Annotated in this window: 16 protein-coding genes and 2 other RNA genes; 4 read left to right on the top strand and 14 right to left on the bottom strand. The window is 61.1% G+C overall.

Going from position 1 to position 20,421, the window contains the following annotated elements; all coding sequences use genetic code 11:
- Positions 1 to 56: 56 nt before the first annotated feature.
- From MGMAQ_RS04180 to MGMAQ_RS20635, 5 genes are all read right to left on the bottom strand, one after another.
- Complete coding sequence (locus MGMAQ_RS04180) at positions 57 to 1,247, bottom strand: iron-containing alcohol dehydrogenase (protein ID WP_046020558.1); 1,191 nt, start codon at positions 1,245 to 1,247, stop codon at positions 57 to 59.
- On the bottom strand, positions 1,244 to 1,537 hold the full coding sequence (locus MGMAQ_RS04175) for an antibiotic biosynthesis monooxygenase (protein ID WP_046020557.1): 294 nt from the start codon (positions 1,535 to 1,537) through the stop codon (positions 1,244 to 1,246). Before MGMAQ_RS04175 ends, MGMAQ_RS04180 begins: the two co-directional genes overlap by 4 nt.
- A 52-nt stretch (positions 1,538 to 1,589) precedes the next feature.
- Positions 1,590 to 1,983: RNase P RNA component class A (gene rnpB / locus MGMAQ_RS20010), an RNA gene on the bottom strand.
- 13 nt (positions 1,984 to 1,996) lie between these two features.
- On the bottom strand, positions 1,997 to 2,674 hold the full coding sequence (locus MGMAQ_RS04170) for an N-acetylmuramoyl-L-alanine amidase (RefSeq protein WP_046020556.1): 678 nt from the start codon (positions 2,672 to 2,674) through the stop codon (positions 1,997 to 1,999).
- Entirely contained in the window at positions 2,671 to 3,537 is an 867-nt protein-coding gene (locus MGMAQ_RS20635) for a DMT family transporter (protein ID WP_046022933.1), read from the bottom strand. The genes MGMAQ_RS04170 and MGMAQ_RS20635 overlap by 4 nt, the downstream gene beginning before the upstream one ends.
- Before the next feature lie 243 nt (positions 3,538 to 3,780).
- Here MGMAQ_RS20635 and MGMAQ_RS04160 point away from each other — a divergent pair, with 243 nt between their 5' ends.
- Complete coding sequence (locus MGMAQ_RS04160; protein WP_046020555.1) at positions 3,781 to 6,462, top strand: PAS domain S-box protein; 2,682 nt, start codon at positions 3,781 to 3,783, stop codon at positions 6,460 to 6,462.
- A gap of 201 nt (positions 6,463 to 6,663) precedes the next feature.
- On the opposite strand, the gene MGMAQ_RS04155 is transcribed toward MGMAQ_RS04160, so the two are convergent.
- On the bottom strand, positions 6,664 to 7,443 hold the full coding sequence (locus MGMAQ_RS04155) for a TerB family tellurite resistance protein (RefSeq protein ID WP_252508674.1): 780 nt from the start codon (positions 7,441 to 7,443) through the stop codon (positions 6,664 to 6,666).
- 178 nt (positions 7,444 to 7,621) lie between these two features.
- On the opposite strand from MGMAQ_RS04155, the gene MGMAQ_RS04150 reads away from it, so the two are divergent.
- Positions 7,622 to 11,194: an AsmA family protein gene (locus tag MGMAQ_RS04150; RefSeq protein ID WP_252508710.1), complete on the top strand. Its 3,573-nt coding sequence runs from the start codon at positions 7,622 to 7,624 to the stop codon at positions 11,192 to 11,194.
- A 261-nt stretch (positions 11,195 to 11,455) separates the two neighbouring features.
- Here the strand turns inward: MGMAQ_RS04150 and MGMAQ_RS04145 are convergent, their stop codons facing one another.
- The 8 genes from MGMAQ_RS04145 to MGMAQ_RS20950 all read right to left on the bottom strand — a co-directional run bounded on the left by MGMAQ_RS04145 (position 11,456) and on the right by MGMAQ_RS20950 (position 18,580).
- On the bottom strand, positions 11,456 to 12,487 hold the full coding sequence (locus tag MGMAQ_RS04145; protein WP_046020119.1) for an IS110 family transposase: 1,032 nt from the start codon (positions 12,485 to 12,487) through the stop codon (positions 11,456 to 11,458).
- 441 nt (positions 12,488 to 12,928) lie between these two features.
- Complete coding sequence (locus tag MGMAQ_RS04140) at positions 12,929 to 13,135, bottom strand: ribbon-helix-helix domain-containing protein (protein WP_046020553.1); 207 nt, start codon at positions 13,133 to 13,135, stop codon at positions 12,929 to 12,931.
- A 7-nt stretch (positions 13,136 to 13,142) separates the two neighbouring features.
- Complete coding sequence (locus MGMAQ_RS04135) at positions 13,143 to 13,499, bottom strand: TfoX/Sxy family protein (protein ID WP_046020552.1); 357 nt, start codon at positions 13,497 to 13,499, stop codon at positions 13,143 to 13,145.
- 4 nt (positions 13,500 to 13,503) lie between these two features.
- On the bottom strand, positions 13,504 to 14,136 hold the full coding sequence (locus MGMAQ_RS04130) for an alpha/beta fold hydrolase (protein ID WP_046020551.1): 633 nt from the start codon (positions 14,134 to 14,136) through the stop codon (positions 13,504 to 13,506).
- Complete coding sequence (locus MGMAQ_RS04125) at positions 14,133 to 15,749, bottom strand: fumarate hydratase (RefSeq protein ID WP_046020550.1); 1,617 nt, start codon at positions 15,747 to 15,749, stop codon at positions 14,133 to 14,135. The genes MGMAQ_RS04130 and MGMAQ_RS04125 overlap by 4 nt, the downstream gene beginning before the upstream one ends.
- Before the next feature lie 131 nt (positions 15,750 to 15,880).
- The gene (locus MGMAQ_RS04120) at positions 15,881 to 16,399 is read right to left on the bottom strand and encodes an SspB family protein (protein WP_046020549.1); all 519 of its coding nucleotides are present in this window, start codon (positions 16,397 to 16,399) and stop codon (positions 15,881 to 15,883) included.
- A 69-nt stretch (positions 16,400 to 16,468) separates the two neighbouring features.
- Positions 16,469 to 16,799: a transfer-messenger RNA gene (ssrA, locus tag MGMAQ_RS20050) on the bottom strand.
- Entirely contained in the window at positions 16,787 to 18,580 is a 1,794-nt protein-coding gene (locus MGMAQ_RS20950) for an adenylate/guanylate cyclase domain-containing protein (RefSeq protein WP_046020548.1), read from the bottom strand. Before MGMAQ_RS20950 ends, ssrA begins: the two co-directional genes overlap by 13 nt.
- Before the next feature lie 391 nt (positions 18,581 to 18,971).
- Between MGMAQ_RS20950 and MGMAQ_RS04110 the strand changes: the two genes are divergently transcribed.
- Complete coding sequence (locus MGMAQ_RS04110; protein WP_046022931.1) at positions 18,972 to 19,445, top strand: division/cell wall cluster transcriptional repressor MraZ; 474 nt, start codon at positions 18,972 to 18,974, stop codon at positions 19,443 to 19,445.
- Positions 19,442 to 20,410, top strand: coding sequence for a 16S rRNA (cytosine(1402)-N(4))-methyltransferase RsmH (gene rsmH, locus MGMAQ_RS04105; protein WP_046020547.1), 969 nt, complete (start codon positions 19,442 to 19,444; stop codon positions 20,408 to 20,410). Before MGMAQ_RS04110 ends, rsmH begins: the two co-directional genes overlap by 4 nt.
- Positions 20,411 to 20,421: the final 11 nt, after the last annotated feature.

The raw sequence follows: 20,421 nt of genomic DNA, 5'->3' as shown, positions 1-20,421 counted from the left end.
ATTCCAATAGGATTGCGCCTGTCCAACGGGTCCGATCGGACCCGGCACGCGCGAGGCTATAACCGCGCCCGCACCACCCGTTCGATCTCTTCCGGTGTCAGCACCAGCGGGTTGGTCTTCATGGAATTGCCGCCGGACGCCGCCACCACCTGATCCATCCGGGCGTCATCCATTCCGTATTGAGACAAGCGCGGCAGCTCCAGGGTTTCGGTCCATTCATTCAATAACGTGATCAGGGCCGTGCGGGCGTCCTCGTCCCGGTCAAAGGCGCTGCGGGTCAGGAGCGATCCGGCGCGGGCATATTTGGGCAAGGCCGGGCTTTCAGGCATCCGTTCGCCCAATGCCTGGATATTCACCTCGGTGGCGGCACCAACCAGAGTGCCACAGACCACGCCGTGGGGAATGGGAAACAATGAACCCATGGGCGAGGCTAGCCCATGCACCGAGCCGAGTCCGGTCTGGGCCAGATTGATTCCCGATAGCAACGAGGCATAGAGCATCTTCTCGCGTCCGGCGACGGCCTTGTCCCCGGTGCCGTCGAGCATATCCCAGAACCCGTCGCGGAACGCCTCCAGCCCCGACCAGCCCAGGGCATCGGTCAGGGGATTTGATCGCGTCGACACCACCGACTCCAGGAGTTGGGTAAAGGCATCCATGCCGTTGGCGGCGATCACCGACCTGGGGCAATGGGTTAGCAATTCCGGATCGAGCACGGCGACTCGGGCCACCAGTTGTTCGTCGCGGAAAGATTTCTTGAAGCCATCGGGGCCGCGATGGGACAGCACGGCATTCTTGGTCGCCTCGGATCCGGTGCCGGCGGTGGTCGGCACGGCGATGAAAGGCAAGGCCGGCCCTTCATAGGGGATTCCCCGCCCCACCCCTTCCAGGTGATCCATGACCGAGTTGCCCTTGACCAGCAGCCCGGCGATGGCCTTGGCGGCATCCAAAGCGCTGCCGCCCCCCACGGCGATGACCACCTCGACGCCCAGATTCTTGAATTCGCTCACCGCCGCATCGACGATGTCCGGCGAAGGTTCATCGGCAACAGCCATGTCGGCGATTGCCAGGCCCTCGTCAGCAAGGCCCTTGAGCAGGGCGGGCCATTGGGTGGTCTCGCGGAACGAGCGGGAACCGGTCACAATCAGTGCATGACGCCCGAGAGCCGCCGCTTCCTTGGGGATCCGCGCGATGCTGCCGGAACCGAAGACAATGCGCGGCAGACGGGCAATTTCGAACGGCACGATCATTGCGGCAACAGCCCATCGTAGCGCACCCCTTGACGCGGCTCGGCCATCATGTCCGCCACACTTTCGCGCCATTCCAGGTAATGGGCGGTGTCCTTGTGGGCCCGGGCGTCGTCTTCGTTGTCATAGGCCTCGTAAAGCACGAAGCGGCAAGGGTCTTCCGCCGATTGCAGCACATCGAACCGTCGATTGCCTGGTTCCTTGACCGAATGCTCATGGTTCTTGGCCGAGGCCGCGATAAAGGCTTCCAGATCGGCCTGTTTGACCACCACATGAACCAGTGTCACGTACATGGGCTACCCCCCTTTCCCGTCGTTTCTTATCCAGTCGTAATGCAGAATAACAGGTGCCAGACGGCCTGTAAGCCGGGTTCTGTCCCCGCTTCCGGAGAAGCGATGGATGGCCATTCGTCTGGGACGCCCGTTACCGGACGCCTCGCGCGACACACCCGGACGACAGCGCGGAAATGCGCCTGCCGATTCGAAATCGGCCTGTCATCCCTATTCGGTCTTGCTCCCGGTGGGGTTTACCATGCCTCCCCCGTCGCCGGGGGAGCGGTGCGCTCTTACCGCACCCTTTCACCCTTGCCGAGGCGGGTCGAAACCCGGCGCGGCGGTTTGCTTTCTGTGGCACTTTCCCTAGGGTCGCCCCCGCCGGGCGTTACCCGGCACCGTATTTCCGTGGAGCCCGGACTTTCCTCCCCAGGCACAAGGCCCAAGGCGACCATCCAGCCGTCTGGCACCGCGGCCACCCTAGTCCCGCCGCGTTTCCCTGACAAGATCGAGCATGCCGCCAATCAAGCCGACGGTCTCGCCATCTAGCACACCGTCCACCAGACCCGGGCGGTAATGGCGCTGAAAAGCGGTGATGGTGGCTTCTTCATCCACCAGCTCGTAGCCGATTTCCACCAATCCGGCCAACGGATCGTCTGTGGCCGTGGTACTGGGCAGGTACGGCCAGAGCCCGATTCCCTGCACCGCCAGCGACCACCAGTGGAACAGTTCCCCCGGGTCTTGTTTGCGGCGCGGCGCCACATCCGCATGGCCGACGATGTTGCAAGGGGGGATGGGATGATGGCGTAAAATCCGCTTGGCCAGCAGGCACAGGCTGGTCATCTGCGGAAAGGTAAAGGGCCGGTAGCCGAACTCATGGCCCGGGTTGACCAGCTCGATACCGATGGACCGGGCGTTGATATTGGTGTGATGCCGCCAATGGGCCTCTCCGGCATGCCAGGCCCGGCGTCCCTCGGACACCAGCCAGTGCACGTCGCCGGTCTCGTCAATCAGGTAATGGGCACTGACCTGGGCCACTGGATCACAGAGCCGGGCTAAGGCGCCCTCGGGGGAATGCATCCCGGTGTAATGGATCACCAGCATGTCCACCACCGCGCCGTCGCGGCTGTCATGATTGGGCGACGGATAGGAGATCATGCGACCTCTGCTTTTTTGCCACGCGTCAGTTCGATCATCGCCACACCCAGAATCGTGATCAGTCCGCCGATGATCTTGGCAGCCGTGAGCGGCTCGTCAAGCAACGGTTCGGCCAGCAGCACCCCGAACACCGGCACCAGCAGCATGGGCGGCACCAGTTTATTGACCGGATGTTTGTCCAATAGCCGGTACCAAAGTCCATAGGCGATGAGCATGGACCCCAGTGCTTGATACAGGATTGACCCCCACCCGGTCCATCCCGCCGAGGCCAAGAGCTCAAGATGACCGGTTTCCAAGGTCAGGCTGGCCACGGCCTGTACCGGTAGGGCGAACAAGGCCACCCAGGCATTGAGCACAAACACGTTCACCTTTGCCAATCGCTGAATGAGGATATTGGCCAGAGCCCAGGCGAAAGCCGCCCCGGCCACCAACAGCAACGCGCCCCACTGATCCAAAAAACGCGGGCTGCCCGCGAGGATAAACACGCCGGCAAAGGCCACCATCATACCAACAATCTGAATGGGCCGCATGCGATCCCCGAGCATGCCCCAGGCCAGCATTGCACTGAACGGCATGGCCAATTGGATAACCACCGCCGCCGCCCCGGCATCGGTCCCCGAAAGCCCGGTCATCAACAGCCCGAAATGGAACCCGCCCAAACAGATACCGACGAGGATAAATCCTCGCACGGGGATACCGGTCCGCTTGAACAGGAACGGCGCGAGCAACAGCAACAGCAGCGCAAACCGCAAAGCGACCATCATCAAAGGCGGAAACGCGGCAAGACCGAACTTGGCCACGCTGAAATTTGCGCCCCAGATGGTAATGACCACCGCTATGGCCAGGATATCCTTGAACGGCATGGCAATGGGCTTTGCGACGGGTGCGCCCGAATCGGTCGGGCCGGGAGCCCCACCTTGGCGGAAAGTCCCGCAAATATTCCACTGAAATCGCTGCACAGCATTCCCAAGTATGATTGGGCTGTGGAACCGGGCTTCACAGAGCCCCCCAACCGGCACAAGGCTGGTTGAAATCGAATAGAGTCGCCAAGCCAAACCAGTCGTTGTACTTTGGATCCTAGAACAAAAAGACCTGGAATTCAGACCATGAAAGCGCCCGCGATCCCAAGGAACGACGCCCTTCGTCTGTTGGCTTTGGAAAACCTCTGTTTGCTCGACACGGCCTCCGAAGAGCGGTTTGACCGCATCACGCGGGTGGCCCAGGCACATTTCAAGGTCCCCATCGCTTTGGTCAGTCTGGTCGATAAAGAGCGCCAGTGGTTCAAATCCCGCCAAGGCCTCGACGCCACGGAAACCCCGCGCGACATCTCTTTTTGCGGCCACGCCATCTTGCAAGACGACGTGTTCGTCATTGGCAATGCGCTGGAGGATGAGCGCTTTGCGGACAACCCCTTGGTCACCGGCGCCCCGAAGATCCGCTTCTATGCCGGAGCACCGCTGTTCGCGCCGGGCGGCGAACGGGTCGGGACCCTGTGTATCATTGATGTGGAACCCCGCCATCTATCGACGGAGCAAGTCTCCACGCTGCGCGATCTGGCCGACGGCGTCGAAGCCGAAATGGAACGGACCGCACTGTTACAGGCTTCGGACACGGCAAGCGAATTGTCGTTGATCGTCGAGTACTCCGCCAACTCGGCCATCGTGACCGACGCGGAGGGACGGATCATCCGGGTCAACCGGGGCTTCGAGAAGCTGACCGGCTACTCCCAGGAAGAAGTCCTGGGCCGCAAGCCGGGCCATCTCCTGCAAGGGCCCGACAGCGACCGGGACGTGGTTGCGCGCATGAGCAAGGCTCGGGCCGAAGGCAGGGGATTTGCCGAACAGTTGATCAACTACAAGAAAAACGGCGAGCCTTATTGGATCGATATCCGGGCCAAGCCGGTCCGGGACAAGGCAGGAAAGGTGATCAAATTCGTCGCCATCGAAACGGATCTTACCGAACAACGCATTGCGTCGTTGAACTTTGAAAACCAGATCTCGGCCATCAACAAGTCCCAATTGGTCGCCGAATTCGAAACCGACGGCACGATCATCACCGCCAATAGCCTGTTTTGCCAAACCGTTGGGTACGATTGCAAGGAACTCCCAGGACAGAAACACGCCATCTTCATGCCCGAACAGGAACGCGACACCGATTCTTACCGGGATTTCTGGAAAATGCTGCGGCAAGGCATCCACCAGTCGGGCGAGTTCCGACGCGTCGCCAAGGATGGCTCGGATGTCTGGATCCAGGCGACCTATTCCCCCATTCTCAATCAAAAGGGCGAGGTCACCAAGGTGGTGAAATTCGCCACCGATATCACCGAAGCGATTACCAACCGAAACCTGGTCAAGGACCAGGCAGCGCGGACCAACGCTATTCTGGAAACGGTGGTCGATGCGATCGTCACCATCGACCGGGACGGAACGGTCGAGAACTTCACCCCGGCGGCACAGAAGATGTTCGGATACCGGGAGAGCGAGGTGGTCGGCAAGAACGTCAAGATGTTGATGCCCGACCCCTATCGTAGCGGCCATGATCAATACCTGCGCAGCTATCTGGAGACGGGACAGGCCAAGGTCATCGGCATTGGCCGCGAGGTCACCGGCCTGCGCAAGGATGGCACCACCTTTCCCATGGAGCTGGCGGTCAGCGAAATGCAGGTCGGTGGGCGCCGGATGTTCACCGGCATCGCCCGCGATATCACCGACCAGAAACACGCGGCGGACGAACTCAAACGGCTGAACGACGACCTGTCCCAGCGTGTCATGGCGCTGGATGCCATGAACGAGATCAACGCCCACCTGCATCAGATGAACGCCTACTTCCAAACGGCGGAATCCGAGGAGGAACTTCTGGGCGCCTTGGTTAAATTCTGCCAGCGGGTGTTCGACGAGGAAGTCGGTGCCTATTTTACCATTCAGTCCAACAAGATGGTCGAACAGATTCTGACCTGGGGCCGTGACTTCAAGGGCGAGACAGACTTCAAGGTGAACGACTGCTGGGCCCTGCGCCAAGGCGAGCCGAAAGTACTCAGTTCCCGGGATGACCACCTCATCTGCCGTCATTTGGACCGCGACAACCTCGATCACTCCATCTGCTGCCCCGTGACTACCCGTGATGGCATGGTCGGCCTGCTGTCCATTTACGGACCACGCTCGGAAGCGGAAATCGAGGCCCAAAAGATCGATCGATTGAATCGGAATCGGGAGGTTCTGGAAGCCGTCGCCGAGCGCCTGGGAACCGCAATCGCCAACCTGAAACTACGCGAGCGCCTGCACCATGAATCGGTGCGCGACCCCCTGACCCGGTTGTTCAACAGGCGGTTTTTCGACGAAACCTTCGAGCTGGAAATGCGACGATCCAAGCGCGCCGATTCCCCCATCTCCGTGCTGCTGCTCGATGCGGACCACTTCAAGCGGTTCAACGACGACCATGGCCACGAAGCGGGCGACCTGGTCTTGCAAGCCATGGCCGAGATCCTGCGCGACAGCTGCCGCCTGGAGGATCTTCCCTGCCGCTACGGTGGCGAGGAATTCGCCCTGGTGCTGGTCGGCATGGATAAAGGCGAAGCCCTGGAAAAGGCCGAAACTATCCGCAAGATCGTCGAACTGGCGACCATTGAGTACAAGGGCAACCCTCTTCCCAAGCTGACCGTATCCTGTGGAGTGGCGAGCATTCCCGAAGATGCCTTGGAGCAGAGCGAATGCCTGCGCCTCGCCGATAAGGCCCTGTACCAGGCCAAGGAAACCGGTCGCAACAAAGTGGTTGGCGCGGGCGCCGCTTAGATCACGTCGCGCCTGTCCAACGGGCCATATTAAACGCGAAAGGCTTTTGCAGGCTGCTGAAAAAGTCCGATTTCGAGCCTGTGGCGACACATGCTTCGACAAGTTCAGCATGAGGGCCTTTGACCTTTCAACATGTTAGCCTCACCCTGAGCTTGTCGAAGGGCGAGGCGGGCCGTAGGAAAACACTATTTCAGCAGCCTGTTAAAGCCCGCGACGCCGGGTGATCTCGTCATAGGCGGCATTGATGGCAGCCATCTTTTCGTGCGCCAAATCAATGAACTCCTGCGGCAACCCTTGCGCCATCAAGGTATCGGGATGATGCTCGCGGACCAGCTTGCGGTACTCGGTCTTCAGGTCGGTATCGGAAATATCCGATGACACTCCGAGAATCACATAAGGATCGGATTTCACATCGGGCATGGACCCCAATCGGGTCTCGCGCATCTGTTCAAACTGGGTATCGGTAAAACCGAAAACCCGAGCTACTCCGCGCAGAAAGGTTATTTCCGCCGGATGCACGACACCGTCGGCCTTGGCAATATGGAACAGGCCGGCCAGCAGTTCTTCGAGCACCGCCGGATTGCCCCGGAACATATCCCCCACCTGCTTGGCGTAGACTTCATAGCCCTCCGAAGACCGTTTGGCCTGATCGAACAGCTTGCCCACACTCTTCATTTCCCCTTCGGGAATGGAAAAGATCTCCTTGAAGGCATCGACCTCGTCGCGGGTGACCTGACCGTCGGCCTTAGCCATCTTGGCGCCCAAAGCGATCATGGCGATGGTAAAGGCGGCTTGTTTGGAGGCCGTCAATTCCTCCGGCCCCGAAGGGGCCCGCCCGTCCAGGCCCTCGGCCTCGCGCTTTTTGTCCACATAGTGCCCCGCCGCGGCACCGATCAAGGCGCCGAGCGGCCCGCCGAGCAATGCGAATCCGGCCACGCCGCCGATCACTTTGCCCCAGATTCCCGCCATTTCCACCATCATCCTCCTACGCTCACTGGTTAGAGGATAAGGCGCACCGCGCCGAACGCAAGGGTGGCTCCTAAAATCCTCGTGATCCGAAGCCAAGGGCGCCTCCAAGGGGTGTGCAACGAGCCACATTGGAGTACACTTCGGCCACGCCCTACCATGCCCCGCTCGAAAGAGGTCCTCCGTGAAAAAAATGGTCCTGATCCCGCTCGTACTTGTGGTCCTGTTGCTGGCCGCGGTAGTCGTGGTGCCCGGCCTGATCGACTGGAACGAATACAAGAGCGAGGCCCAAGCCCTGGTCAAGGATGCCACGGGCCGGGATCTGGTCATCGGCGGCGATATCAAGCTGACTTTGCTGCCCGCACCGGCTCTGACCGCGGCGGATGTACGCCTGGCCAATACCCAAGGCGCCACAGACCCGGACATGGTCACCCTTCAGGAACTGGAGGTCCGCATCAAGGCCGCGCCCCTTCTCGGCGGTGAAATCCAAGTGGAATCCGTCCGACTCATCAATCCGATGATTTCCTTGGAACGTTTGGCCGATGGGCGTTGGAACTGGGCCTTTGAAACCGCCGAGGACCAGGCCCAGAATCCGGCAATCGAAACCGCCGAGAATGGCCAGCCTGCCGCCGCGCTCGCCACCGATAGTCTGCCCGGCGTGCAATTGGACAGCTTCTTGATCCGTAACGGCACGGTCATCCTGCGCGATGCGCAAGCCGGAACGGAGCACCGCATCGACGGGATCGATGCGGAGATCAAGGCAGCCTCGCTGATCGGTCCGTTCGAAGCCCGGGGGGCGCTCCGGACGCAGGGGATTCCCCTGGCTTTCTCGGCCTCCACCAGCAAGGCCATTCACGGGCGGACCCTGACCTTTTCCACGGCCTTGGATTTGGGTAACAAGGCAGCACAGGCACAGATTTCCGGGACTTTGCTCAATCTCGACGAGACCCCCGGCATCAAGGCTAAAATTCATGTCGAAGGGGATAAGTTTTCCAACTTGATGCGTCTGTTCGGCGGCAAGGGACCCCTGCCGGGCGCCCTGGCCCAGTCGTTTCAGATACAGGCACGGGTCGAAGCCGCCGCCGATAAGGCAGAGGTTCCGGAACTGACCATCGGCCTGGGACCCGTCAAGGCTGAAGGTACCATTGTCGCCACGTTGGGTGAGCAAACCGCCGTCGATATGCGGCTGGCTCTGCCCCATGTAGACCTGGACAAAATGCTGGCCCTGCCTCGCGAGAGCGCCGCCGCCGCCCAATCAAACCCGGCCGATACCCCCACCAAAGCCACGGTGGCACTCCAGGCGCAACCGGTAGCCGCCGAGCCCACGTCCGCCATTGTTCTGCCAACCGATCTCAATGCCACGGTTGAATTGACCATCGAGGCCCTGACCTTTCGCGATGGATTGATCCGTCAGGCGCGCGCCAGCGGCGCCCTGGCCGAAGGGGCGATCACCATCGATCAGGTCTCGGCATTGCTGCCCGGGAGCTCAGAGGTCGCGTTGTTCGGATTCGTCAATTTCCCCGAGGGTCAACCACGCTTCGAGGGTAGTCTGGATGGCATGGTCGCCGACCTGCGCGGGGTGATGAACTGGCTCGATATACCGGTTCCCCCGGTATCTCCGGACCGGCTGCGCAAACTCACTTTGTCCACCCAGGTTCTTGCCTCGACTGATGAAGTGCAGTTGCCAGGACTCGACATCACTCTCGATTCCTCGCATTTGACCGGCGGCGTCACGGTCGCGCTGCGGGATCGTCTGGCCTTTGGCGCGGACCTGGAACTGGACCGGCTCAATCTTGATGCCTACTTGCCATCCAATGAGGCCGCCTCGCCCGCGCCCCCCGCCCAGGCCCCCGCCCAGGCCACCACCGACGGCGGCATCGTCCGGACTGACAAACAATCCCCTTCTGGAGCCGGTCCCGACCTTTCCTCCCTATCCACCATTGATGCCAATCTGAAGGCCCGGGTCAAAGCCCTGACGTTCCGGAAACAGCCGGTGCGGGATCTGGTGATCGACGGCACTCTTTACCAAGGCGCCCTCACCCTGCGGCAGGCCAGCATTAAGGATTTGGCCGGGGCATCGGCCCATATGAATGGCACGATCAAGAATCTCAATGCCATCCCGGTGCTCAAGGATCTGGCTTTCGATATCGGCGCCCGCAACGCCGAGGGCCTATTCCAACTAACAGGCATTCAGCCGCCCATGCCGCCCGCCCAGCTTGGACAGATCAGCCTGGTCGGCACCGCCAACGGTGCCCTGACCTCCCCGACCCTGGACCTCACCGCCAAAGCCGCCGAGGCGACCTTCAAGACGGCGGGCAAGGTGAAAATTTTATCCCTGACCCCCGGCTACGAGGGCGATCTGTCGATCAGCCATGCCAGCCTGAGCGGTCTTTTGGACCGGCTGAATTTGGGATACCGTCCCGGTGGTGCCGTTGGTGCCTTGGACCTGACCACCAAGGTCAAGGCCAATACCCAAACAGTTCTGTTGGAGGACCTGTCGCTCAAAGCCGGGGAGGCTGCCATCGGGGGCAAGGCCAGGGTGGATCTGTCGGGGCTGCGCCCGAAACTGGCAGCCCAACTGACGGCGGGGGACCTGGTGCTGGATCCCTTCCTGCCCGCCGAAGGCCGCAAGAAGGCTGGGCTTTTCATGCGCAATCGCTTCGCCGCGCTGGGTCGCACGGCCACACCGGCGGCCACCGGCAAGGGCGGTGCCCCCTGGCCTACCGAGCCCCTGGACCTGAGCGCCCTGGGCTTACTGGACGCGGACATCGACCTGAGTGCCAACAGCCTGGTTATGGATGCCTATCGGGTCGATGGCCTGCAACTGGTCGCCGCCCTGGCAGGGGGCAAACTGGATACGCCGAAGCTCGCGGGCACCTTGTTCGGCGGCGCGCTCAACGGACGTCTGGTGGCCGATGTCAACGGCCCACAGCCGCGATTGGGCCTCGATATGACCGTGGCCAACCTGGATATCGCGCAGGCCTTGATCGCCTCCCAGGGTGCTGCCAAGGGATCGGGAAAGGTAGATCTGACCACCGCCTTGACCGCGTCGGGCGGCTCGGTGGACGGGTTGATCCGGGGACTCAACGGCAATGGCAAACTGGCTCTCAAAGGGATCGATTCCAAAGATGGCGCCGAAGTGGATCTGCCCCTGATTGGTGCTGTGCTCAAACTCGCCAAGACGCTTGATGGCGGCCTGGGTGGGCTCACCGGCGCCTTGGGAGGCAGCAAGAGCAAGGGCCTGCTGGATGCGACCGGGGATTTCACCATTTCGAATGGCGTGGTCTCCATGCCCGCCCTGGCTCTGCGGACCACCGCCTATCAGGGAAACACCAAGCTGATATTGGACTTGCCCGGCTATACCATGGCCGCCGACGGGACCTTGAGCCTGACCCAGAATCTGGTTGGAGCCTTGCTGTCACAGATCAAGGAAGTCCCCAAATCCATCCCGTTCTCGGTCAGCGGCCCCTTGAACAATCCCACCAACGTCAAAGTGGATACGGGCAGCCAGCCGGGCGGTAAGCTGACCCTTCCAGGCAAGCTGGGCAAGGGCAAGGCAGGGACTCTACTGCAACAGGTGCTCCCCGGATTGCTTGGGGGCGGCACGGCTCAGCCCAGCACGCCGTCGCCCGCACCCGCACCGCCTGCGGCTGATGGCAGCCTGCCACCACCCCCCCCGCCGCCGTCCGGCAGCCCATCATCGGGAAGCGGCAAACCCAAGGCAGAAGATTTGATTCGAGGCATTCTCGGAGGTCTCGGGCGCTAAAAGTTTAGCAGGCTGCTTCTGTAATCGAGTCATTTGAGTCAAGCTGATTTCCAAGCCGTCGGTTTGAACCTGGGGTATGTGGCGCCCTTTGCTTCTGTCCGCGGTCGACGTCGTCGCCGCATGATGGGGATCAAGGGGGATCGGGTGCAGCAATCTGAAAAGCGTGGTCTTACGCCACTGCAGCCTGCGCGCTGTCATCCGAGCCCCGCGCGTCGCCACGCGTCCTGGCCGCCCTTCAGGCGATCTCGGTTTTCGCTGTGTTTAGATGGCGGTCTCCTCCTTGCGGTACTGGAAGTCCGTGCCGTCGATCCACATGCGATGCATGATTACGGCGAGACGCCGGGCAACGGCGACCTTGGCGCGTTTCATCCCGCGCCTTTTGGCGACCGCGAGCCCCCAGTGTTTGAGCCAGGACCAACGGCGGGTTCGAGTGAGAAGTGCATTGGCGGCCTCGAACAAAAGCCAACGAACCATGGCATCTCCGCACTTGCTGATGGGGCCGCTTCGGTCCTGCTCTCCCGAGGCGTATCTGCGTGGGACAAGCCCGAAGTGGGCGCCGACCATGACCGACTTTTGAAACCGTTCCGGCACGTCGAGTCCTGTCCTGAAAGCGAGGGCGGTAACCGGGCCGACGCCGGGAACGGTCATCAGGCGCCGGCAAACGCTATCATCGCGCGCAGCGGCATGAACCTGCCGGTCGAGCTTGTCGAGTTGTTCGAGCAAGGCTTGGCGCGCAAGCAAGAGCGGCTCGGCGGCTGCGCTGAGGTGCGGGTTATCAGCCGTCAATTCCCGAACCCGCGCCGCGAAAAGGCGTCCGCGCGCCATACCGACCTTGAGGCCGAAAGCTTTCAATGTTCCTCGTACCGTATTGGACAACTGACGGACCTGATGAACCAGGGTCTCCCGATGGGTCAGCACCATCCGGAGCTCCTGACTGCGCGCGGTCTTGACGTGGGTCGCGCGGTACAAACCGGTCCGCATCGCCTGGCTGATCAAGCGGGCGTCGCGACGGTCCGTCTTGACTGGGCTGGCGCTGGCAAAGGCCTTCATTTGCCGGGTCTCGATACAAATCACAGGGAGGCCCCGACTGGACAGTCCTGCGTACAGCCAAGGCGCCAGAGGGCCAGCTTCCAACCCAATTCGCGCAAAGCCACGCCCGCTTTCCTCGAGCCAAGTGGCGACCGCCTCGGGTGTGCTTGACACCTTGCCTTCGCGAATGACGGTTCCCTTTGCATCAATCTCACAGATCGAAATGCTTGCCATCGATACGTCCATTCCAACAAAATACTCCATAGCTGGTCTCCTCTGTTCCATGTCCAGGAATTGACCCGGATACTTGATCAAGACCGAGTGTGGAGACCAGCTGACTGTTTAGGCAATCCCTGACTGCTCGATTACCGCCATCTGAAAAAGTCCGATTTCGAGCCTGTGGCGACACATGCTTCGACAAGCTCAGCATGAGGGCCTTTGAACTTTCAACATGTTAGAGTCGGATTCAAAAAAGTATTCCTTTGATCTCAAGGGCGTATATTTCCGCTCTGGCGGCGTCAAGACCTCCTAACGGGGCGCCGCCCCGTGTCGTCGGCCTTTCCTGGCCAGATCAAAAATCTACTGCCTTGATATCTAAAGGATACTTTTAAATCCGCCTCTTAGCCTCACCCTGAGCTTGTCGAAGGGCGAGGCGGGCCGTAGGACAACCCTTTTTCAGCAGCCTGTTAGATCACGTCGCGCGCGTCAGAGGCGGGCCAACACGTCTTTCAACACGAAAACCCGCAGTTCGCTGGACAGGTTGCCCACGCGGCTTTCGTCCACTTCGGCTATGAGATCGTTGAGACCAAGGCGCTTGTTCTTGGCGATCGTCTTCAGTTGATCCCAGAATTCCTCTTCCAGGGAGATACTGGTGGCATGGCCGGAAATATTGACCGAACGTTTCTGAAGCATGATCCTCCTACCCTTTCTTTTTCGCCGCCTTTTTGGGCCGCGACGTCCTACGGGATGCCTCCCAGGCACGATGGGCCCATTGGCCTAATTCGACCGGCTCCTCCAGCAGATCGGGCGGCACTTCCCAATAAGACATGGGAAATGGTTTATCTGCAAACGGAACAAAAGCCGACATTCCCGCCTGCTCGTACTCCGATCTATTTTTATCGTCCACCTTGAAATAAAGCACGTCATCGGCCACGAGGCCAATAATGATTCCATCCAGATACAGACCTGCCCCGCCGAACATGCGGCGATGAGTAACGGTGCCGACCGGGGCCAGCAGATCCGTCACATGATCCAGGAATTCGACGGACACCGCCATGGCGTCACAGGCCTCCCACGAACCCGGCTACCGCCTCCATGGCCGCATCCCAGTTCTGCGTTTCGGTCCGGCCCGACGCCTTGCGCGGTTTGAAGCCATGGTCGCCATCTTCCAGATAGCAGGTGCGGATAGAGGATGGCAGACCATAGCCTTGCATTTCCTCGCGGGTGCCCATGCTGTCGCGGCTACCTTGGCAAATCAGAGTCGGCGTTTCGATGGTCAGCATATGATCCAGCCGGTTGGGCCCGATGGGACGGCCAGGTCCGTGGAACGGATAGCCGAGACAGACCAGTCCGCGCACCGGCGTTGCGGCCTGTTCCAACTGCGCCGCCAGCAAGCTGGCCATACGCCCACCCATGGACTTGCCGCCGATGACCACCTTTGCCGGGCCGCCCAATGCGTCGATGACCTGGCGCCAGGTTTCGAGTAACACCGGCGCCCGATCCGGCGGTCGTTTCGACCCACCGGTGCGCCGACCGGCCATATAGGGAAATTCGAATCGCGCCACCCGGAAACCCCGGTTCCCCAACTCTTCGGCGAAATAGGCCATGAAGGGGGAATCCATGGGCGCCCCGGCACCATGGGCCAGGGCGATGACCGGGCCGTCGGCGGGGCCGTTGAACAGCAAGCCGGTCAAATACCGAACTCCTTAAAGAAGTCGTTGCCCTTATCATCGACGACCATGAAGGCCGGGAAGTCCTCCACCTCGATGCGCCAAATGGCTTCCATACCCAATTCTTCGTACTCGACACATTCCAGGCTCTTGATGCAGTCCTGGGCCAGTCGCGCCGCCGGGCCGCCGATGGAGCCCAGGTAGAAGCCGCCGTGCTTTTGGCAGGCATCGGTCACCGCCTTGGAACGATTACCCTTGGCCAGCATGACCATGGAACCGCCATGGGCCTGGAACAGGTCCACATAGGCATCCATGCGCCCCGCCGTGGTGGGTCCAAAGGAGCCCGAGGCATAGCCTTCGGGGGTCTTGGCCGGACCGGCGTAATAGACCGCCGAATTCTTGAAGTAGTCAGGCAGGCCCTCTCCGGCGTCCAGGCGCTCCTTGAGCTTGGCATGGGCAATGTCGCGGGCGACGATCAGCGAGCCAGAAAGACTGAGGCGGGTTTTCACCGGATACTGGCTGAGCTGTGCCCGGATGGCTTCCATGGGCTGGTTCAGGTCCACGGAGACCACCTCGCCCGGCAGGTCGCCGCCCCCCACGTCGGGCAAATACTTGGCCGGATCGCGCTCCATCTGTTCCAGGAACACGCCCTCGGCGGTAATCTTGGCCTTGATCTGACGGTCGGCGGAACAGGACACACCGATGCCCACCGGACAGGAGGCGCCATGGCGCGGCAGCCGGATCACCCGCACATCGTGGCAGAAATACTTGCCGCCGAATTGTGCGCCGATGCCCATGTCCCGGGTCATTTGCAGGATTTTGTCTTCCCATTCCAAATCCCGGAACGCTTGGCCATATTCATTGCCCTGGGTGGGCAGGCCATCCAGGTAGTGGGTACTGGCCAGCTTGACGGTCTTCAAATTGGCTTCCGCCGAGGTACCGCCGATGACCACCGACAGGTGATAGGGCGGGCAGGCCGAAGTACCCAGGGTGCGGATTTTCTCATCCATGAACTGGACCAGACTGTCGGGATTGAGCAAGGCCTTGGTTTGTTGGAACAAGAAGGACTTGTTGGCCGAACCGCCTCCCTTGGCCATGAACTGGAACTTATAGGCCGCGCCTTCGGTGGCATAGAGGTCGATCTGGGCGGGCAGGTTATTGCCGGTATTGGTCTCGGTGAACATGTCCAGCGGGGCCACCTGGGAATAGCGCAGGTTGGTCTCCAGATAGGTCTTTGCCACGCCTTCGGAGATCGCCGCCACATCGTTGCCGTCGGTCCAGACTTGCTGGCCCTTCTTGCCCATGACGATGGCCGTGCCGGTATCTTGGCACATGGGCAGCACACCGCCGGCGGAAATATTGGCGTTCTTCAACAGGTCAAGGGCGACGAAGCGGTCATTGTCCGAGGCTTCCGGGTCATCGAGGATCTTACGCAATTGGGCCAGATGCCCGGGGCGCAGCAGGTGGGAACAATCGATCATGGCCTGGGCGGTGAGCTCGGTGAGCACTTCAGGCGCCACCCGGACAATGGTTTTCCCCTCGAATTCAGCGGTGCTGACGCCTTCTGTGGTCAGCAGGCGATAGGGGGTATCGTCCTCGCCAAGGGGAAAGGGATCATGGGGGTTGGGCGCGCTCATGGAGGGACTCCTGCTTCGGACCGGGCCAATCACCCTTCGACAGGCTCAGGGTGAGGACGAGAGCTTCGGGCGGAACACCTCATGCTGAGCTTGTCGAAGCATGGGGGTTCGGTTAGGTCCGTTCGTGGCTGTCACTTCTTGCGGAAGGTATCCAGCGCCACCACGTTGTCACCGCCGCCTTCCGGGTCCTCGGGAGTCACCGCCGCTTCGTCGGCCGACACTTCGGCCTCCTCGAAGGGCAAATCGTCCGCCTCGTCACTGTTGGCGAGGGTCTCGACCATGTCGTCGTTGTCCAAGTCGACCCGCAATTGCAGGCCAAACTTCACCGATGGATCGGCGAAGGCGACAATGGCCGGGAAGGGAATCCGCAGCCGTTCGGTTTTTCCGTTGAAGGTCAGGGAGATGGCGAAAACGTCATCGCCCAGATCCAGGTCCCAGAACCGATTCTGCAAGACGATGGTCATCTCGTCGGGATACTGGGCCCGCAGGTAATCGGGGATCTCGACACCGGGAAAGGTGGTCTGAAAGGTGACATAGAAATGGTGTTCACCGGGCAGACCATGCTCGGCCGTATGCTCCAAGGCGCGCCGCACCACATGCCGCAACGCTTCTTCGATCCACCGATCGTAACGGAGGGGATCCGTTTCCATTGGGCCTCGCCATTCCTATTGCCGCGATTCGAACGCTCGGATTATGGCACGGTGTGCCTTAAAAAAGAAAGTGGGAGGCTTCTGTTGCCAGGTGCCTCCCGAACCCCGTTGTTACAGCCTATTAAGCGGCAACAGCAAATGCCTCATTATCGTTGGCATTTCTCAAAGTGGCCCGATAACGGTGGGTACCATGCCGGACGAAAGCAAAAGTCTTTACTACGCGCGTCGATCCTATTTCGCCCCCATCACAAGCCCACCCAATTCACCGCCAGATGGGCTTATGGTGGAGGCGCCGGGTACCGCCCCCGGGTCCGCAACGCTTATTCCACTAAGCGTTTATCGTCATAGTCGGTTGCCCGACCCCTTCAATATAGGCTCTTTCGGAGATTAAGCCAAGGGCAGGGTAAAAACCCTCACTGGCTCCGTCTGCCCCCGCACAGTCACCTCGCCCTTGGCAATCAACCCGGCCTCCGGCACCCGCTCGGCGGCGACCGCCGCCACCAGCAGACGGGTGCCCAGTTCCTTGTTCATCTGTTCCAGCCGCGCCGCCAGATTGACGGCATCGCCATGCACGGTGTAGCTGAGTCGCCCCGGAGCGCCCACGTTGCCCGCCGTTACCGGGCCGGTGGTCACGCCGATGCGGCAGGCCAGGCTTTGTCCGGCGAACGTCTTTTCGTCGGTGGCGGCGAGGATTTCCTTGGCCGCCGCCACGGCACGGGCGGCATGATCCTCGTGGGCCAGGGGCAAATTGAAGGTGGCCAGGATGGCATCGCCCTGAAACTGGGTGACAACGCCGCCATGGATTTCAAGAATATCCACCGCCTCGGAGAAAAACGCGTTGAGCAGGTCGACCACCGCCTCCGGGCTCAGACGCTCGGTCAGGGGCGTGAAACCAGCGATATCGAGAAACAGGATGGAAGCCTCGCGGGACTGCGGTTCCAAAGCCCCGCCTTCGGCCAGCAGGGACTGGGCCACGGCGGGCGGCACATAGCGGCCAAAGACCTCGCGGATCATCTCGCGCTCTTTCAAGCCCTCGACCATGCCGTTGAAGGCCGTCCCGGCCCGGTCAATCTCGCTCAGATTGTTGGGGGGCAGGACTTCGACCCGCCCCAACTCGCCATCGTGAACCAAGGTGGCCGCCCGGGCCAATCGGGTAATGGGGCGCGACACCATGCGCCCCAGGATCAACGCGGCGGTCACTGACAGGATCAACAGCACCAGCCCGGTCAGGCCCGCATGAATAAAACGGTCGCGGATGTCCACTTCCTCATCCAAGGGACGATGCACTCCCATGATCCAGGGCACGGCGCCGAAGCGGCTATAGGCGCGGGACAAGATCAGGTGTTCCTCGCCTCTTTCCACCAGCCGCACGGCGCTGACCTCGCGGTCCTCGGCGTAAGCCATGGGGCGAAGATTCGGCGACCAGATCCGGGCCAGAATCTGGTCGCTCAATTCGGTCACACCCGGCAATTCGCTCTCGTTACGCTTTTCCGGATGCCAATAGGCCATGGCCGGATGGGCCAGAACCTGGTCATCCCCATACAGAATGAAGGGTGTTTGGCCCGTGGCGGCATGCTCATCGGCAAGGAAGGCCGACAGATCGGGAATGGCCATGGCATAGATCAGCACTCCGACATACACGCCCTCGCGGAGAACGGGCTTGGTAAAGCTCATCATGACACCCTTGAGCGGTCGGGCGTAGATGGGCGGCTGCCACTGAGCCTCGCCGGTTTTCTGCAAAGACCGCATGGCCCGTAGGACTTGCGGATTCTTAAGCATGGGCGAAATCACGATCTGTTCCGCATTGCGTTCCACACGAATAGCCTGTTCATCGGGAGAAACGAAAACGATGGCGGCGATCTGGGGCAAGGCGCTGAGCGCGCCTTGAGCGACTTTCAGGTAGTCGTCCTGGTTATCGGGATCCAACTTGCGCTCGGCAATCCGCCGGGCCATCCAACGGGCCTGGCGTTCCACCGGAATGAGCAGGCTTTCGACCCGCCCGGTCAATCGGTTGAGGGTCGCCTCGGCCTTACCGCCAAGCCATTGGGCGGTGTTGTCGCGGGCCAACTCCAGGCCGAGATACAAAGACGCCGCCACGAACAGCGCCGTCAACGACCCACCGATTCCCACCAACAGCCGAATCGACAGGCGAAATGGGCGTGTGGCGGTCGGTTTGGTCATGGATTCGGGTCCTGATTCACGGTCATGCCTTCCGTTTTAGGCTCAACACCCGGTTTTTGAAAGGCCGACGGCGCTGCCCCGAAAGGGTCATCGGATGGTCATGGTTTGGCCGGGGTCGGCTGTCAGAATTGTCGATGAACACAACATCTATCTCAATCATTTCTTAAGACCACGAAATATAGATTGATGAAAGAGTGTAACAATGGCCGGAGAACCAAGACAAACCATATGATCCCATTGACTCCCATGGACACCCATGATATCCCGAATTATCCCATTTTGAGACTGGGCGGAGTCTTGGCAGGGGATGGGGTTATCCGGGATGGATCGTCAGAGGCGCCAAGGCGTCGGGGGCAAAGCCGCCGGAAAAACGGGCAAGAGGATGGGCGATATGGCGCCGTTGATCGGACGTCACACCAACAAGATCGATGCCAAGGGCCGGGTTTCCGTGCCCAAGCCCTTTCGTGCCTCGTTCACGGATCAGGATTTTCCCGGTATCTATGTCTATCCCCGGTTTCAGGAACCGGCCCTGGAGGCTTGTGGCTCCGACTATATGGTTCGCCTGTCGGAAAGCCTGGAGGATCCCGCCGCCCTGACCGACGAACAGCGTCTGGTCGCCGCCGCTATCCTCGACTATGTGCATCCCCTGGCCTTCGACCCCGAAGGCCGCGTCGCCCTGCCGCAGGAATTGCTTGATCACGCCCAGCTGAGCAAGAATGCCGTCTTTGTCGGCAAGGGAGAGCGGTTCCATATCTGGCAACCGGAAGCCTACGACGCCCATCGTCAGGCCACCTTCGAGAACGCCGCCAAGCACAACGTCACCATGGCCCTGGGCCGTCTCGGAAAACCGGGAGGGGGCGCATGAGCATCCCCGATACCCCTCATATCCCCGTTCTGCTGCGCGAGGTGGTGACGGCCCTTGCTCCTCGCCACGACGCCCTTTATGTGGATGGCACCTTTGGCGCCGGAGGCTATACACGCGCCCTGCTGGATGCCACCCGATGCCGGGTCTATGGCATCGACCGAGACCCCACCGCCATCGCCGCCGGACAAGCTCTTGCCCAGCAATACGACGGACGTCTGACCCTGGTACCCGGTCGTTTCGGGGACATGGTCGAGCTGATGGCCGAGCGAGACATCGGGTCGGTGGATGGCGTGGCGCTGGATATCGGCGTGTCATCCATGCAGGTGGACACCCCGGAACGCGGCTTCTCGTTCCGTTTTGATGCGCCTTTGGACATGCGCATGGGCGATGAAGGCCCCACGGCCGCCGATCTGGTCAACCGCCTGCCGGAAGCCGAACTGGCCGATATCATCTATCAATATGGCGAGGAGCGCGGCTCCCGGCGCATTGCCCGTGCCGTCTGCACTGATCGGGTACAGACCCCTTTCGAGCGCACCGGGCAACTGGCCGATCTGGTCAAGCGCGTGGTCGGACGCCCCAACGACAAGATTCATCCCGCCACCCGCACATTCCAAGCCCTGCGCATCGCCGTGAACGACGAACTGGGCGAGTTGCATCGCGGATTGGACGGCGCCGAGCGGCTGTTGTCCCCGGGCGGGCGGCTGGCGGTGGTCTCTTTTCACTCCCTCGAAGACCGGGCGGTCAAACAGTTTCTCAAGCAACGCAGTGGCGGTGCCGACAATCCTTCGCGGCACCGCCCCGGCGGTGACACCCAAGGTCCGGCCCCGTCTTTCAAGTTGATCAAACGCGGCGCCGTCAAACCCGGCGACGAGGAAACCCGTATGAACCCGCGCGCCCGTTCGGCCCGCCTGCGGATTGCCGAGCGTACCTCGGCCCCCGTTTGGCCGTCGAAGGCAGCGGCATGAGGAGGACATTT

Origin of the sequence: Magnetospira sp. QH-2, assembly GCF_000968135.1 — a bacterium.
GTDB lineage: Bacteria > Pseudomonadota > Alphaproteobacteria > Rhodospirillales > Magnetospiraceae > Magnetospira.
Note: the sequence above shows the minus strand (reverse complement) of the source record. Positions and strands in the feature narration are given on the sequence as shown.

Coding starts and splice junctions, on each gene's coding strand:
- MGMAQ_RS04180 (WP_046020558.1), bottom strand. CDS start 1,247: ATGATCGTGCCGTTCGAAATTGCCCGTCTGCCGCGCATTGTCTTCGGT.
- MGMAQ_RS04175 (WP_046020557.1), bottom strand. CDS start 1,537: ATGTACGTGACACTGGTTCATGTGGTGGTCAAACAGGCCGATCTGGAA.
- MGMAQ_RS04170 (WP_046020556.1), bottom strand. CDS start 2,674: ATGATCTCCTATCCGTCGCCCAATCATGACAGCCGCGACGGCGCGGTG.
- MGMAQ_RS20635 (WP_046022933.1), bottom strand. CDS start 3,537: ATGCCGTTCAAGGATATCCTGGCCATAGCGGTGGTCATTACCATCTGG.
- MGMAQ_RS04160 (WP_046020555.1), top strand. CDS start 3,781: ATGAAAGCGCCCGCGATCCCAAGGAACGACGCCCTTCGTCTGTTGGCT.
- MGMAQ_RS04155 (WP_252508674.1), bottom strand. CDS start 7,443: ATGATGGTGGAAATGGCGGGAATCTGGGGCAAAGTGATCGGCGGCGTG.
- MGMAQ_RS04150 (WP_252508710.1), top strand. CDS start 7,622: ATGGTCCTGATCCCGCTCGTACTTGTGGTCCTGTTGCTGGCCGCGGTA.
- MGMAQ_RS04145 (WP_046020119.1), bottom strand. CDS start 12,487: ATGGAGTATTTTGTTGGAATGGACGTATCGATGGCAAGCATTTCGATC.
- MGMAQ_RS04140 (WP_046020553.1), bottom strand. CDS start 13,135: ATGCTTCAGAAACGTTCGGTCAATATTTCCGGCCATGCCACCAGTATC.
- MGMAQ_RS04135 (WP_046020552.1), bottom strand. CDS start 13,499: ATGGCGGTGTCCGTCGAATTCCTGGATCATGTGACGGATCTGCTGGCC.
- MGMAQ_RS04125 (WP_046020550.1), bottom strand. CDS start 15,749: ATGAGCGCGCCCAACCCCCATGATCCCTTTCCCCTTGGCGAGGACGAT.
- MGMAQ_RS04120 (WP_046020549.1), bottom strand. CDS start 16,399: ATGGAAACGGATCCCCTCCGTTACGATCGGTGGATCGAAGAAGCGTTG.
- MGMAQ_RS20950 (WP_046020548.1), bottom strand. CDS start 18,580: ATGACCAAACCGACCGCCACACGCCCATTTCGCCTGTCGATTCGGCTG.
- MGMAQ_RS04110 (WP_046022931.1), top strand. CDS start 18,972: ATGGCGCCGTTGATCGGACGTCACACCAACAAGATCGATGCCAAGGGC.
- rsmH (WP_046020547.1), top strand. CDS start 19,442: ATGAGCATCCCCGATACCCCTCATATCCCCGTTCTGCTGCGCGAGGTG.